The sequence below is a fragment of the Mesorhizobium sp. M0862 genome (assembly GCF_040319795.1).
Lineage (GTDB): Bacteria > Pseudomonadota > Alphaproteobacteria > Rhizobiales > Rhizobiaceae > Mesorhizobium.
The window spans coordinates 213,560-227,691 of the sequence record NZ_JAMYOJ010000001.1 but is presented as its reverse complement, the minus strand read 5'-3'; the positions used below and the strand labels follow the sequence as shown (position 1 = coordinate 227,691).

At 59.7% G+C, this 14,132-nt stretch carries 13 protein-coding genes and 1 pseudogene; 4 read left to right on the top strand and 10 right to left on the bottom strand.

The window, feature by feature from the left end:
• Window positions 1-120 precede the first annotated feature (120 nt).
• Window positions 121-1,380 carry a BilD N-terminal domain-containing protein gene (locus NKI15_RS01210; protein WP_502898661.1) on the bottom strand — a complete coding sequence of 420 codons (1,260 nt, stop codon included), beginning with the start codon at window positions 1,378-1,380 and terminating at the stop codon, window positions 121-123.
• Between the two features lie 118 nt (window positions 1,381-1,498).
• On the opposite strand from NKI15_RS01210, the pseudogene NKI15_RS01200 reads away from it, so the two are divergent.
• Together NKI15_RS01200 and NKI15_RS01195 are read left to right on the top strand one after the other, a co-directional pair.
• Window positions 1,499-1,622, top strand: a pseudogene (locus NKI15_RS01200) (LysR family transcriptional regulator); the annotation flags it as partial.
• Window positions 1,623-1,817: 195 nt separating this feature from the next.
• Window positions 1,818-3,671: an adenylate/guanylate cyclase domain-containing protein gene (locus NKI15_RS01195; RefSeq protein WP_352514352.1), complete on the top strand. Its 1,854-nt coding sequence runs from the start codon at window positions 1,818-1,820 to the stop codon at window positions 3,669-3,671.
• A gap of 379 nt (window positions 3,672-4,050) precedes the next feature.
• Here NKI15_RS01195 and NKI15_RS01190 read toward each other — a convergent pair whose 3' ends face one another.
• Window positions 4,051-4,713 carry a hypothetical protein gene (locus NKI15_RS01190; protein WP_352514351.1) on the bottom strand — a complete coding sequence of 221 codons (663 nt, stop codon included), beginning with the start codon at window positions 4,711-4,713 and terminating at the stop codon, window positions 4,051-4,053.
• Window positions 4,714-4,785: 72 nt separating this feature from the next.
• Between NKI15_RS01190 and NKI15_RS01185 the strand changes: the two genes are divergently transcribed.
• Entirely contained in the window at window positions 4,786-5,001 is a 216-nt protein-coding gene (locus NKI15_RS01185) for a helix-turn-helix domain-containing protein (protein ID WP_352514350.1), read from the top strand.
• Here NKI15_RS01185 and NKI15_RS01180 read toward each other — a convergent pair.
• The 8 genes from NKI15_RS01180 to NKI15_RS01145 form a co-directional block, all read right to left on the bottom strand.
• Window positions 4,964-5,569, bottom strand: a complete 606-nt coding sequence (locus tag NKI15_RS01180) for a hypothetical protein (protein ID WP_352514349.1) — start codon at window positions 5,567-5,569, stop codon at window positions 4,964-4,966. The two genes, NKI15_RS01185 and NKI15_RS01180, sit on opposite strands and share 38 nt — an antisense overlap.
• Window positions 5,569-6,591: a hypothetical protein gene (locus NKI15_RS01175; protein ID WP_352514348.1), complete on the bottom strand. Its 1,023-nt coding sequence runs from the start codon at window positions 6,589-6,591 to the stop codon at window positions 5,569-5,571. The genes NKI15_RS01180 and NKI15_RS01175 overlap by 1 nt, the downstream gene beginning before the upstream one ends.
• Window positions 6,592-6,598: 7 nt before the next feature.
• The gene (locus NKI15_RS01170) at window positions 6,599-6,985 is read right to left on the bottom strand and encodes a DUF3768 domain-containing protein (protein ID WP_352514347.1); all 387 of its coding nucleotides are present in this window, start codon (window positions 6,983-6,985) and stop codon (window positions 6,599-6,601) included.
• Between the two features lie 84 nt (window positions 6,986-7,069).
• Window positions 7,070-7,846: a tyrosine-type recombinase/integrase gene (locus tag NKI15_RS01165; RefSeq protein WP_352514346.1), complete on the bottom strand. Its 777-nt coding sequence runs from the start codon at window positions 7,844-7,846 to the stop codon at window positions 7,070-7,072.
• Window positions 7,827-8,351, bottom strand: coding sequence for a hypothetical protein (locus NKI15_RS01160; RefSeq protein WP_352514345.1), 525 nt, complete (start codon window positions 8,349-8,351; stop codon window positions 7,827-7,829). Before NKI15_RS01160 ends, NKI15_RS01165 begins: the two co-directional genes overlap by 20 nt.
• Before the next feature lie 732 nt (window positions 8,352-9,083).
• Window positions 9,084-10,115 carry an NAD(P)-dependent alcohol dehydrogenase gene (locus tag NKI15_RS01155; protein WP_352514344.1) on the bottom strand — a complete coding sequence of 344 codons (1,032 nt, stop codon included), beginning with the start codon at window positions 10,113-10,115 and terminating at the stop codon, window positions 9,084-9,086.
• Window positions 10,116-10,157: 42 nt separating this feature from the next.
• Entirely contained in the window at window positions 10,158-11,645 is a 1,488-nt protein-coding gene (locus NKI15_RS01150; protein ID WP_352514343.1) for a xylulokinase, read from the bottom strand.
• A 27-nt stretch (window positions 11,646-11,672) separates the two neighbouring features.
• Complete coding sequence (locus NKI15_RS01145) at window positions 11,673-12,665, bottom strand: sugar-binding transcriptional regulator (protein ID WP_050589940.1); 993 nt, start codon at window positions 12,663-12,665, stop codon at window positions 11,673-11,675.
• 110 nt (window positions 12,666-12,775) lie between these two features.
• Between NKI15_RS01145 and NKI15_RS01140 the strand changes: the two genes are divergently transcribed.
• Window positions 12,776-14,131, top strand: a complete 1,356-nt coding sequence (locus NKI15_RS01140; RefSeq protein ID WP_352514341.1) for an iron-containing alcohol dehydrogenase — start codon at window positions 12,776-12,778, stop codon at window positions 14,129-14,131.
• Window position 14,132 lies beyond the last annotated feature (1 nt).

Below are 14,132 nucleotides of genomic sequence, written 5' to 3'. Positions count from 1 at the left end.
CCGCAGTGGAGCCTAAAGGACTTTCGCCGTCGCAAGACATATGAAATCACGACGGGCGGCCGCCGCGCGTATTTCATCCACGATCTTCAGCAAGAATTGCCGGCAAAGGACAAGGCAAAGCTACGCGAAGGAGAACTCGAAGCCGCCCAGCCCCGTGCCAGGCACCGGATTGAAGACGCCAGCGCTCGCGGCCTCGACCGTGCCGAGCTCGACCTGGCTGATCTGGTTGGTGGGACGCAAGGCCGCAAGGCGCAACAGCTGTGCGATCGTCAACGCTCCTATCGCGGCGCCGACAAAAGGCACTGCTACGCTGGCTTCAGCAAGGCTGTATGTGCCACAATTGCCGTGCTTGCGGGCATGCTCGCGGTAGGCGGGCTTATCCAGCACAGCGTCGACGTTCTTGGGAGCAGCGGGGCGCGACCAAAGTGTTTCTGGGTCGACGCCCCGCGGGATCACGCGGATCTGGGCAATTTCGAAGTCGATTGCGCCGTACCCGACTCCGGCGTCGAGCACGAAGTCGTGGCAGCCTTTGGCGATTGCGATCCGAGCGGCCGGTTCATCGAGTCCCATCAGCATGATAACCGGATCCTCACTTGTCAGCCGCAGATCGCCGAAGTTGCGGCGTTCAAGAATTGATGTTTTCCACCCCACGGCTTCGAGCCAGCGGGCCGCCACGCGGGTCTTGTGATTCTCGGTCTCGAAGTCGAGGGAACTGGTCAGTAGCCCGGTTGCGACGTTTTCCTTGCCGACGACCTGATCGTCCTGCAGGACCGCATGACAACCAGCAACAGGCAGGAAACCGAGACTCCACAGGAAACCTTGGCCCAGGTGACCCAGACCGACAAACCACAGCTTGTCCGGCAGCGAGAGCGTTGTTGGCGGGTTCTGATCGCCGTTCAGCCGCCAGGGGTTCCAGAGCGATATAGTCGCACGCCGCGCAATGCTACGGCGCCGACCAATGGCCTTGGCAAAGACCTCTCGCACGGCAAGTGCGCCAGCAAAAATGCCAGCGAGTGGGTTGTCCGAATTACCGATTGGCTCATCATCAAAGGCCGGTAGGACGCCAGACATCCAACCATTCCACCAGCATCGGACAAACACCTCTTCGGCGTCGGCTTGCCCAATTGCGACCACGTGAGTTGCGTCCTTGGGGATGGATTGCGCGATCTCCGCACCGTGCAGCCGAGCGGCTTCGACAAGGGTCCTGTCCAGCCGAAACCGACGAGTGAGAGCGACATCGTCGCCGCACACCAGTGTGGCGCTGCCGAAGCACTTTACGGCGGTCACGACAGCCGTCAGCACGGCGGACTGCCCGGCCAACTGCCGCCAGGCGCCGAAGATGGTGCCGGCGGGCCGGTGGCGGACTGAATCACACCCCATAGTTTCGCTGGAATATCGATGCTCAGAACGTCCGTCTGCGATGAACGGAGCAACCTGGCTTTCAAACGTGTAATGCCGCGATGATCTGATCGAGACCGAAATCCGGCTGTCGAGCGGCCTTATCCGGGTACTGGAAGACTGGTGCCAACCCTTCCCAGGCTATCACCTCTGTTACGCCAGCCGACGCCAAGCACACTGCAGCCTTCGCTCTCCTTGTCGAGGCACTCCGTCTTAAAGCGTGACAGGGGCAAAATCGTACTCAAGCATGCCGTTCTAACTTGGCATAGTGTGAGTTATCCTTCCCTCATATGCACAACCTCGCGGGACGTCGACCGGCAGCCGCTTGCGGGTAACGTTCTGATAGGCGAAACTGATCGGGAGCCCGGGAGGGTTTGCCACCTCGACTCCGAGGTTGGCTGCCGACAGAGTGCTCCGAAATGGAACGCAAACTCGCCGCCATCCTTGCTGCTGACGTGGTCGGATATTCTGCCATGATGGAGCGCGACGAGGCGGGTACGCATGAACGGGTGCGCGCCGGTCATAAGGAACTTTTCGAGCCGACAGTAGCGCGTCATCATGGCACTATCTTCAAGCTGATGGGCGACGGCCTGCTGGCGGAGTTTTCCTCGGTCGTAGAGGCGATGGAATGCGCCGTTTCGTTGCAACGTGGGCTGGCCGAGCGAAACGCCGCGTTGCCGAAAGACCAGCGCGTGGAGGTGCGCATCGGCGTCAATCTTGGCGAGGTGATTGTCGAGGGTGACGATCGGTTTGGCGAGGGCGTAAATATCGCGGCGCGACTAGAACAACTTGCCGAACCTGGCGGCATCTGGGTGTCTGCAAAGGTCGCGCGCGAGGTTGAGAAGAAGCTGGCTTTCGGCTTTCAGTCGATGGGTCTGCAGAAGGTCAAGAACATCGCGGAGCCGGTGGAGGCATACCGTGTCACGATTGGCGGCAAGGCCAAGCCCAGGCGCGCAAGCCGCAGCCGGTCGCGGCTGCCAGTCGTGGCGAGCTTCCTGGTGCTGGTTTTAACAGTCACGGCGGTCCTGGCGTGGTGGCAGTTCTATGGAACAAAGCGCGAGATGGGCCAAGGCGGCATCCCGACCGTGGCGGTTTTGCCGTTCAAGAACATGAGCGGCGACCCGAAGCTGGAGTACTTCAGCGACGGCATGACAGACAATTTAATCTCGATGCTGGCAGGCGTCACCGAACTTAAGGTGCTCTCGCGTAGCTCTACCTTTGTCTACAAGGATAAGCCAACCGATGTCCGCCAGATTGGCCAAGAGTTGAACGCGGCCTACGTGATCGAAGGCGGCATCTGGAAGGAGACGGACCGGGTGCGCATCACGGCGCAGCTGATCAACGCGCGCACAGGCGAAAATCTCTGGGCGGAAAAGTTCGATCGCTCTGGAAGCAATCCCCTTGTGATTCAGGACGAGGTGATCGAACACATCATTGGCACGCTCGGTGGCCAGCGCGGAAAAATGTACGACAGCGAATACAAGAAGGTCTGGGAAAAGGACACACCGGATCTCGAAGAGTACGACTTCTTCCTTCGATCCAATTTCTTCTTCGGGCAGTTCACGCCCGAGAGCCTGGTGAAGGCGACGGACATAATTCTTGAGGGCCTGGCCAAGTTTCCCGACTCGTCGCTGTTGTCGTGCGGACTGGCTTGGGATCACCTCTTGGCGGCCAACCTGGCCTTTGACGAGAAGCCTGACGAACATTGGCGCATGGCGTCCGAACTGGAGGCAAAGGTTCTTCCGCGGGCCAACCTCGGACCTGACGCAAGAAAAAGCTGCTTATGGTCAAACGTCTACGTCAGCGCTCATGAGGGCAACTTCGATCTTTCTCTGCGCAGGGCCGACGAGGTGATTGCGCTTTCGCCGGGAGACGCGTTTCTCATCGGCGACCTTTCATCAGCAGCCCGCTTCAGCGGCTTGACAGACAAGGCGATTGAGCGAGCAGAATACGGGCTCAGGAACGATCCAAACTTCGCCGATTATTATATGATGATGAAGGCGAATGCCTTGACGGACATCGAAAAGTACGCCGAATCTGCGGCCCTGATTACGAGGGTGTCAGATTTCCTGATCACTGTTCCGCTGCTACGTGCCATCGACGATGTCCATCTTGGAAAAATCGACGACGCACGCAGTGAAGTCCTCAAGGCGCTTGCCATGCAGCCGTGGCTTAAGGCCACGCGGTGGCGCGATATGACGTTCCATATCAATCCTGCAGTGATTGATCGACAGGTGGCCGACCTGGTAGTAGCGGGACTGCCAATGAAGTAGGTTTGGTTGGGGACCGGAGTACAGGCGTACGGCATCCTTCCCTGCCTCGTTAGTTACCTTCAGGTTGCACCGATTGGGACCTCCGCTGCTGAAAAGCTGCCAGTCCGCTTGCGGCCTCAAATCGGCCGTTCGGAAATCGGACTTCGGCCGATCGACCCGACAAAAATACGGCTGCCGCAACGGCGGCGAACTAAGCACGCTCGGCGATCAATCAGCGCCAAAGTCGTGCCTTATCTTCTCGTCATTGGCACTGGAAGCTCGCAGGTTTGGGTGCCGATAGAGTGGCGCAGCAGGCCATTTCGATCCAAGCTTACACAGAGCAGCTCCGACCCGGCGCTCTCACTGGCGCTGTTTATCAAAAGCCCAGCGATCACCTGGTTTACTGGGGAGGGAGATCAACAATCTGGCACGGGTCAAGCACGATAGACATCACTCCATTCGGGAGATCGACGTTATATTCTGCCAACTCACCTGAGATGACGATTCCAGGTCGAATAGCCGATACCAGCCGCAGACGCGCCATGCTTTCTGCGTCATCGATGGACACACGACAGAAGAATCCTTTTCCGGGCGTAACGGCTGGTCCAACCTCGGCGGCAAGTTGGACAAGCCAGGATGATGACTCCTCGGTGAAACCAGCAACAAAGGCCGTCATTTGAGACACCCCGCGCTGCCTCAGCTTCTCTTCCGCTTCTCCAGCAGTCAGCGGGTTGGATAGGAGCAATGCGTGCTCGTAAAAGAGTTCCCGCATATCGTTATAAGGTGGCAATTTTTGAGCGTCCACACCTTGAGCCGCGTTTGACGAAGATGTGCCGGTTATTAGAAAGGCTGCAGTGATCGCGCCGAGCCATGCCAAACCGCTTCGACGGAAGCCGATTTGATCGCGTGCCCTTGCACCAGTGTCGCCCTGACCTATGGAAAAATTGGCTGTTGGCGGCTCCTGAAGCCGTCTCGTGGTAGCCTCGTAGCTCAGACACTTGCCGCCAATGGACGCACCAGCCGCGTTTGATTCCTCGTTTCGTCCGGTAGATCGATATGTCATCTCGTTTCTCCAGTTTTACGTTACATACTATAGTTGATAAACTCGCGCGAGGAATTCGGCGATTGCTCGCTGATGGACATGCGCAAGCTCGTAGGCCGAAACTTTGCGCGCCTTCGTGCTCAGTCAGGGTTGACGCAGGAGGCCGTCGCAGAACGTGCCAACCTCAGTCAGCAATACGTAAGCGGATTGGAGCGAGGCCAGCGGAACCCTACGGTTGAGACGCTGTACGCTCTCTCTCAAGCGTTGGGGGTTAGCCACATTGAGTTGGTTCAGCCGCCACGCGACTAGGAGTGGCAGCGACGCAAAAAATGGCGTCGTGTGGGACGATGTGCTGTCGTCCTTTGGGCCTTGGCCGCTCGTAGGCCATAGAGCATGCATCGAGCGAGATCCGCGTATAGCCGCTACTATCGAAAAGGATGAGTGAGCGGTGGCTGACACGGCGCACGACCGTCCAATGGTTGAGCGAGCCGAAGACCGATAACAATACGGCCTGACCCGGTTGTCGAACCCAATCGCCGATACGACGCAAGAGCTCTTCAAAACAGGGCCGTTCATCTCTACACAGCATGGGTTTTGCTCGGATGGTCAGGTCGTGTTCGGTCGCCAGATGCAAGATCGCGGCCTTCAGCAAATATCTTATAGGCTGTGTATCAATACCGTTCGACGCGGCGTGGGCCGCCCCTACTGACAGATCAACCGATTCCAGCAGTGCGACAAAAAGATCCTGCCAAACGGGTCGCCGGAGAAGGTTGGCACGCACGCCGAGCGCGAGTCGGATTGCGTTGATGACGGCGGAAATGCCGCAGAGGCCATCAAGTTCGCCTTGGCGAAAGGGCAGCGGTGCGTGATGTGACATCAGGCCTCCTCCCTCGCAGGCTTCGCGGGTCGGAGGGCAAGTCGCTTACAGTGGTGTCTGAGCGGGCACCAATGGAGTTCGCAGGGGAGAGTGTCACGAATGTTGTTCCCATTGCAGACGGATAGTTCGTCAGCGGCGCAGAAACGCCAGACCGCATGCTGCAGCGCTCGTGGCGAGCTGGAGAGTGTCGGCTCGTCAGCCATTTTTGCTGCGAGGTCGCGCAAGATAAACTCACAGCCGACAGCGCTGTAGCAGCGTTGCCCATAGAGATGATCAGCTTGATAGGCAGCATGGATGCCAGTCCGGTGCAGAAAGTTATGCACCAGCGAATCGACGACGACGACTGATGCGCCGACGGCGTGCCATCGTTCGCGATCAGGACCAGCGTTGAGGAGGATTTGTGAGAGCATCATGCCGGCAAGCTTGCGTGAGACGCCAACGACTTGCGTGAAAGCCGCCAGAAGCTCTTCGCGCCCGGCGGAGACCGGGTCTTCGCCGGTGTTGGTCACATCAAGCAATCGGTCGATGAAGGCAACCAGATCGCCACGGCAGACGTCGCGGATGAACAGATAGAGCGAGAAAGCTTGCTCGTTGAGGACGCCTTTTCTCAATGCCAGCCTCGGCACAGGGCACTTGGCCAGGCTGTCGGGATTAGCGCAGGTCTGAGTTGCCTTGCGATAACGGCAACCGCGATAGCTATCAAAGTCGGTCAGCTTCGGGCAGAGTTCCTCCTCGCTGGAACGTCCCTCCCTGCTGAGCGCAGCGGTGACGCCGTACCATTCGGCGTTGCCGTGTTTTTCGATATAGGCGCGAGCGTGTGAGTCACGAATTCCCTGGTAGCTAAAACCGTCAATCAGTGATCGGTACAGAAACGACGTATCGGAATTGGCAATTGCCGCTGACGCATCTGAGGATTGGCCGAGGGCCAATGGATCATTGCCATGATGTTTTGACTGGGCTGGCAGGGAGACCAGCGCTGTCATCATCGCTCGGGCGTCATCAATTGTTTTCACCATCGTCATGCGCCTCTCAATATTCATCGGCGCGCATGACGGTCATGACGCGAGAGGTGACGTTTCGGTCGGCGGCATCGGGTGAAAGAAACTGCCGTTTCAGGTCGTAATAGTCGATTTTCCAGATGATTTTGACGCCATCGACGGTCATGATGGCACAGTCATGCTCGCCGTTGGGATCGTTCTCAGGCGTGAAAGCATCGAAGGCGGCGATTGCGGCGATGGCCTTTGTTACGGCCGATGCGCCGAGGCCGGCGATACCAGCGGTAATGACAATTGTTCCGCCGAGACGTCGGATCCTAAGGTCGTCGTTGAGTTGACGGATTTTGCCTAGGTTTTCATCGAGCATTCCTCGGATCATTTCGATATCAGCCGGTGACATTCCGTTGTCTTTCTTGGTCATGAGGCTTTCCTTTTTTGAGCACGAGCGCAGGGGACCCGGCAGCGATTGCTGCCGAGGTGACGGTCGTTGGATTTTCAGTAGGGGTTAGAGGAGACGCATCAGCTTGCGTTGGGCGGTAGCGTCGCCGTCGATGTAGGATTGGGTGGTATTCAGCGACTTGTGGCCGGCCAACTGCTGAACGTCGCGCAACGAGCCGCCGGCCTTATGGATCATTCGAGCAGCATGGGTGATAAATGTCCGGCGACCCGAATGTGATGAGCAGCCGTCGAGGCTTAGATCGCCATAGACACGAGCAAACCAATTGACGATGGTTTTGGCACTCATTCTGTCTCTGCGTTCCGATATGATGACTGGCCCGGTCAGGTCGGCACCGCGAACGAGTTGCTTTAGCGCTTGGCTGATTTCGGGGTGCATCGGAATGCGTCGACCGCTCCCCTTCTTCGCCGCCCAACCAGGCAACTCGATTAATGGCGCGATTTTGCCATTCGCTGTCGAGACCATCGACCAATCTAGGGCAGCGATTTCACAGGCGCGAAGGCCCGCACGAAAACTCAAAAGTACAATCACACGGTTTCTTAGCGGCAGCCGGCTTCGCTTGCTCCAGCTTAGAAGCGCGCGCAGTTCCGACGGCCGCAGCAACTTTGCTGGCTGACCTCGCATTTTGAATTCCTTTTGTGTTTGGTGGCGGTTAAACGGCCGGCTATCTTCGACAAAGCTCAACCAGTTGACACAACCATTATAACATATTATGAGTTTAAATGCAACTTGAGATTGCGCAATCGCTTTTGGCGGAATAAATGTGCCTTCGGCGGGCACGTTCCCGCCGAAGGCATCCTGAAGTTCAAGCGCTCTGTGCAGCAAGCGCTACGCGGCGACGCGATGTACTAAACGACGGCAGGTTCGGCCAATCACGCCACGACAACGTCAAGCGGTCGCTCGAGGGATCGGCGGCAAGGACAACGGCCTCCCACCAGCCGTCCTCGCGGCCGACCGTGGCAAGCACAGTCGAGCCGACGACAATACTAGACCAAAGATCCAGCTGTTGCGCCGGTGCCGTGACGGGAGGCTGGTCGGCGGCGCTGCCGGCATCGGCTGGTCGCAGCTCGTGCTCGGTGCCGATCAAAGCCGCGAACTTTTCGTAGACATCGTGTTTTACAAACACACATACGACCTTGCCGGCCGGGGACACTCGACCGGCCGGTATCTCCTTTGCCAGGGCGACAAGCTCGTCGTTCGACGGGACTACCACGGCGACACCTTGCGCATGTGCGACAGTAAGAGCTGCGCCAATCGCATCCCCCGCGAACGTGCACGCACGCGGTCTGCCTTCAACGCTACCGTCAAGAATAACGGCAAATTTCTCCATCTCAATCTCCATTGCTTTTTATTAAGTCACAATAGAACATAGCATGAACAAACGGAGAAGTCAAATATAGATGTAAATATGACTGGATATAGGAATAGAGCAATTCGCCGGAAAACCGAATAAATGTTCCCCAGAGAGGGTAAGCGGTGAATTAAGCACCTGATACTGGCTACTCTGAGCCGAGCGCAAGCTTCCGACGATTTCCGAAACGGAAAGGGGGCACTGAAGGCGCCCTTTCCACATGCTCGGGCTTGCGATCGAAGATAGTGAAGGCGCAATCATCCGAGCGGCAGGGAGATAAGGTAGGCGCAACCAGTGGCGTTTCGTTCTGCGCTGCGGCTTGCGAGGTTGAGAGTACTGTGCAGCAATTTCTACGTAGGTCGGCGTTTCGTGACCTACCCTGATGCTGCTGTTCCACCGGAGCGCGTTGGAGCTATTGTTCCGCCCTCTTGAACGCCAGACCTAAAGCCCCAACTTTTGATGATGGGATGTGCGGCGGCAGCCCTATCGCTTACCAGACGGAAAGGCGGGCATCAGTGTCGAGCTCAGTGTTACGCGTGATCCTCGGCGATCAGCTGTCATCGATCCTAGAGATTGTTCGCGAAGCCGACAAGAATGCCGACGTCTTTCTGATGGCGGAGGTACCTCGATCACTGCCAAGGGGGTGTATTCCGCGACGGGTCGGCAGATCCAACGGTCATGGAAAGCCATTGCCAGTTCAGCGGCCTATCGTCACAGATTGATCTGCAGCTTCACGTCTCCGGGCCGTCCTTCCGCAGCGCGCTCGAATGCGGCAATGCTCTGTTCGAACGGGAACGTCGCGCTGATCAGCGGCTTGAGGTCCACTTTTCCGGAAGCGATCATGGCCAGCGCCCGATCGAAGACATTAGCATATCGAAACACTGTCTCGATGCGAATTTCCTTCGTTTGAAACGATGATACATCGATGGCAACCGGGGTGACCGGCATGCCGACCAGCACCAGACAGCCACCCGGCCGGATCAGGTCGTGAATGCCACCATAGGCCTTCGGTGCACCGCTTGCCTCGACCACCACGTCCGCGCCCCACCCGTCCGTTGCCTTGGCGATGGCGTCTCCCAGTCGCGCATTCCGAACGTTGACCGTCGAAACGCCTGGATAGCGCGCGGCAATGGCGAGCTTCTCGTCGACGATGTCGGAAACTATAACGCGGGAGCAACCACCGGCGAGCATCGCCAGCGCCGCCATGATGCCGATTGGCCCGGCGCCCGTGACGACAGCCACATCGCCGGGCTGGATCTTTGCCTTCACAGCCGCCTGCAGCCCGACCGCGAAAGGCTCGACCATAGCTGCCTCCGCGAACGAGACATTGTCGGCCAGCTTGTAGGTGAAGGCGGCGGGATGGACGACTTCAGGGGTGAGAACGCCGTGGACCGGCGGGGTGGCCCAGAACACCACGGTCGGGTCGATGTTGTAGAGTCCGAGTTTGGATGCCCGCGACGAGAGATCGGGAATACCCGGCTCCATGCAGACGCGATCGCCTAACCTGAGCGCCGTTACCTCGCCGCCCACCTCGATCACCGTGCCTGCCGCCTCATGGCCGAGCACCATCGGTGCGTTGACGACGAAAGGGCCGATCCGGCCGTGCGTATAGTAATGCACGTCGCTGCCGCATACGCCGACAGTGTCGATCCTGATCTTGACGTCGGTCGGCCCGACATCGAGCGGCAGGTCAATCTCCCGCAGGCTCAGTTCGTGCTGCTTTTCGAGAACCAGGGCTAGCATGACCTCACTCCATTCAAAATCTCTGTTGTCGCACCGCGATCGTCAGACGAGCATTCGGTTCGCAGCATAGACCCGCGCCTGCCGCGCTGAAAGCGCTGCCCACGCGCTTGCCGTGGAGAGATCAGGCTCGATCTCGCCGGCGGTGCGTGTCATACCCTCTGCCGCGGTCTGCAGGCTCTGATACCATCCTGCCCCGACCGCCGCGTAGATGCCCGCGCCAAGGGCGGATGCTTCGTTAGAGAGGCTGAGGGTCACCGGAATCGACGTCGAGTCGGCAATCATCTTGAGCCAGACAGGATTGCTGGCTCCGCCGCCGATCGCCAGAATCCGCTCCGTGGCCAAGCGCTTGTCGCGCACCGCGACAAGCGAGCGCGCGAATTCGAGCGTAATGGCTTCCAGGCAGGCGCGATAGAGATGAGCGGTCGTATGTTCGGGCGCCATGCCGGTGAAAGTCGCTCGCGCGTCTTCATCCCAGTGCGGGTCCATGCAGCCGACAAGATAGGAGCATACCGAGACGCCATCCGAACCGACCGGGATCGAAGCCGCCGCCTCGTCAAGTTTCGCAAAAACCCTTTGATCGCTACGGCCCCCGGCGAAATTGTCGATGAACCAGTTGAGGAAGAAGGCGCCGGAGCGCTGGCACGATTCCAGGAGGTAGCCTTCGCCTGTCGGCGAAATCAGGGTTCGCCAGAAACGGCTGAGTTCCGGCTGAGCCGCCCAAACGCCGCTGACCACCGCCGTGCCGAGATTGAGATAAACGATGCCGGGCCGCACCGCGTTCACGCCGAGCGATGCGCAATGGCCGTCGCCGCCAGCCGCGAAAATCGGTGTCCCTTCTCTCAAACCCGTCTCGGCCGCGGCCGAAGCGTGGATCGTGCCGGCCTGCCGACCCGGCGCGAGAACGTCGGGGAGTTGGTTCTTCCGGATTTTGAGGTGATCGAGCAGCGGGCGCGACCATGATTTCTCGCGGATATCGAAAATGCCGAATGGATCCGCGCTCGTCCAGGTCGCGTGCGAGGTTCCGGTAAGATGCCGAAGCAGGAAGCCGTTGACGTCGAGAATGAGATGCGCCTTGTCCAGAAGTTCAGGCGTATGCCTGCGCATATGAGCGAGCCTGTAGAGGCAGGGGATGACGCCAACCGGCTTGCCTGAAATGCCGTGCAGCGTCTCGGCGCCGAACACGTCGCTGAGTTCCTGCGTCATCGCCTGCGCGCGCCGGTCGAGCCACAGCGTTGCCGGGGCGAGCGGACGGTTTTGCTCGTCGACGAGAACCATGGTCTCGCGCTGGTTCGAGATTGCGACGCCGTCGATGCTGGCCGGGTCGATGGCAGCCGTCACGGCCTTCAGCGCGGTACGGGTGGCCACCCACCATTGGTCGGCGTCCTGCTCGGCATGCAGAGGCCGGGGCAGGCTGATGTCGAGCGGCGCGCGGCCCTCGGCCGCGGGCATGCCGTCGCGCGTCCATGCGATGGCCTTGACGGACTGCGTCGACGAGTCGATTCCGACGACGTATCGGGTGTCTTTCGCCATGGTCTCCTCCTCCAGGGCTTCAGATTGTCAGGCCGTAAGCGCCTCGGCGGTCGCGGCATCGGTTATGAAATGGGTCACATAGCCGCCCTTCAAAGCGGCAAGAATGGCAGGCAATTTGGATTTCCCGCCCGCGACGCACACTTTAATCGGCACTTGGGCTAGTTCCTCCAACTCGATGCCGACCATTCGATCGTCCAGCTCGCCGGACATCGGCTTGCCGTCGCGGTCGATGAACCTGCCGATGATGACGGCAGTGGCGCCGCGCGCGACATAGGCGTCCATCTCCGTTTGTGTCGCGATATTGGAGGCCCGCACCGTGCTGCGCGGCCCGATGTCGCCGACGCCGAACAGGATGAGATTGGCCGAGTGGATCAGTTCGAACTGCTTCAGGAGCACGGGCTCGGCGAGAAGCTGTCGCTTGAGCGAAGGCGTCGACAGAACCGCTGGCGCGAGCAAGTTCACGCACCGCGCCGCGATCCGCCGCGACAGAAGCGACGTGCACAGTTCTGGCGAGAAATCCGGGCTGCCCGTCGAACTTCCAGAGACCTGAACGACCGTCAAGCCCTCCAGCGCGGCGGGAAGCGAAACCGAATCGGCTACTGCAAGAACCGTTTGCCCCCAGGCCACGCCGATCGTATCGCCAGGCCTGATCATTTCGGCCAACACTCTGCCCCCGGCATCGCCGAGTCGCTTCACTAGCGCGGCATCGTCGCCCGTCGGGATGACAAACGCCCCTTCCAAACCGAACCGCTCCTTGAGGCGACGCGCCAGCAACGTCCGCCCGCCCGCCTCGCTGCTGATCCTAACTGTCACGATGCCACGCGCGCGTGCTTCCTGGAGGTAGTTGACGATCGTCGCGCGTGAGACGCCAAGCATCTTTGCGATCTCGCTCTGGGTCATCTCGTCGGCATAGTAGAGCCAGGCCGCCCAGACGATCGCATCGTCGAATTCGGTCGGGATTACCGCCGCCGGGGCGAGGGTCGCGAGACGGGAACTGGTCGGGATCGCTTCGCGCTTCATGGCAAGTTCATCGAATATAATTGGACTTATGTCAATTGTGACTGGCAAGTGTCTTGACATATGCCACATCTCGATATCTTTTGTCGTGGCAGGATCTCTAAGGCATTCTCATGAACATGGCAGCGCCCTTCGCTTCATCATCGCCGCCCTCCGGCATCGACTGGTCGGAGCTCATCGGTGAGATCGTCGCCGGTCGTTGGGTCAATCCCGAGACCGGCTTGATCAAGACGGTTCCATACGAGTCCGTCGTGATCGCCGATAGCCTCGAAGGCCGCGAGGCGGACCTCGTTCGGGCACTCAAGCTTGGCACCAGTTTCAAAGTGGTTGCCGACGCAGCGACCTATGACGCCATGGGCGGGCGGATCGCAAAGGCGCTCAAGGCGCTCGGTTCCGTCGATACGCTGATCCTCGACAATCCACATGCCGACATCGCCACGGCGACGCGCCTCGCAGACGATCTGAGGGGCGTCGGGGCCGTCGTTGCCGTGGGCTCGGGAACCATCAACGATCTTTGCAAATACGTCACCGGCCTCGATGGCCGGCGCTACTGCGTCTTCGGCACCGCTGCGTCCATGAACGGCTATACCTCGACCACCGCCTCGATGACGCTCGAGAGCGGGCTGAAGGTTTCCCTGCCCTCGCACGCCCCGGCAGGCTTCTTTGCGGATCTTGGCGTGTCTGCCGCCGCTCCCAAGCACCTCGCCGCCGCCGGTTTCGCAGACTGCCTGGTGCGCTCCGTCGCGCAGGTGGACTGGTGGCTTTCGCATCGCCTTTTTTTGACGCTCTATGCCACGCTGCCATTTCTCATCCAGGACAAGGACGAAGCCGAGCTCAACGCTCGCGCCGCACTCCTGCCAAAAGGCGACCTGGCCGCTCACGGCTATCTGTACCGCGTGCTGACGCTATGTGGGCTTGGGGTCTCGTTCACCGGCATGTCGAACCATGGTTCGATGGGCGAGCATCAGGTGTCGCACTACATCGATTGTTTCGCCGGAAAGCGGCATCCAGGCACCCTGCATGGTCAGCAGGTTGGCGTCGCCACGCTCACCATGGCGCGGCTGCAGCAGACCATGCTTGCCAGCGAAACGCCGCCGCTTGTCCGCCCAACGCGCATCGATCCGCAGGACATGGCGCGACGCATGGGCACTGAGGCGGCCGCGCAGTGCTATGCCGAGATTGCTCCAAAGCTCCTCGACGCAGCCGGTGCCGAGGCGCTGAACGAGACGCTCGTCACTCTGTGGCCAGAGTTGCGGCAGGAACTCCTGGCCTTCACGCTGCCGGTTGCCGAAATGGTCCGCCTTCTCACTGCCGCAGGCGGTCCGCTGACGGCAGCCGATCTCGGACTTCCCGTCGACTTCTACCGCGAGGCGGTGGTCCATTGTCGCGAGATGCGCAACCGTTACTCCTTCCTTGACCTCGCCGCCGACAGTGGCCTCCTCGAAGATTTCGCGGCCGGGGAGCTCTAAG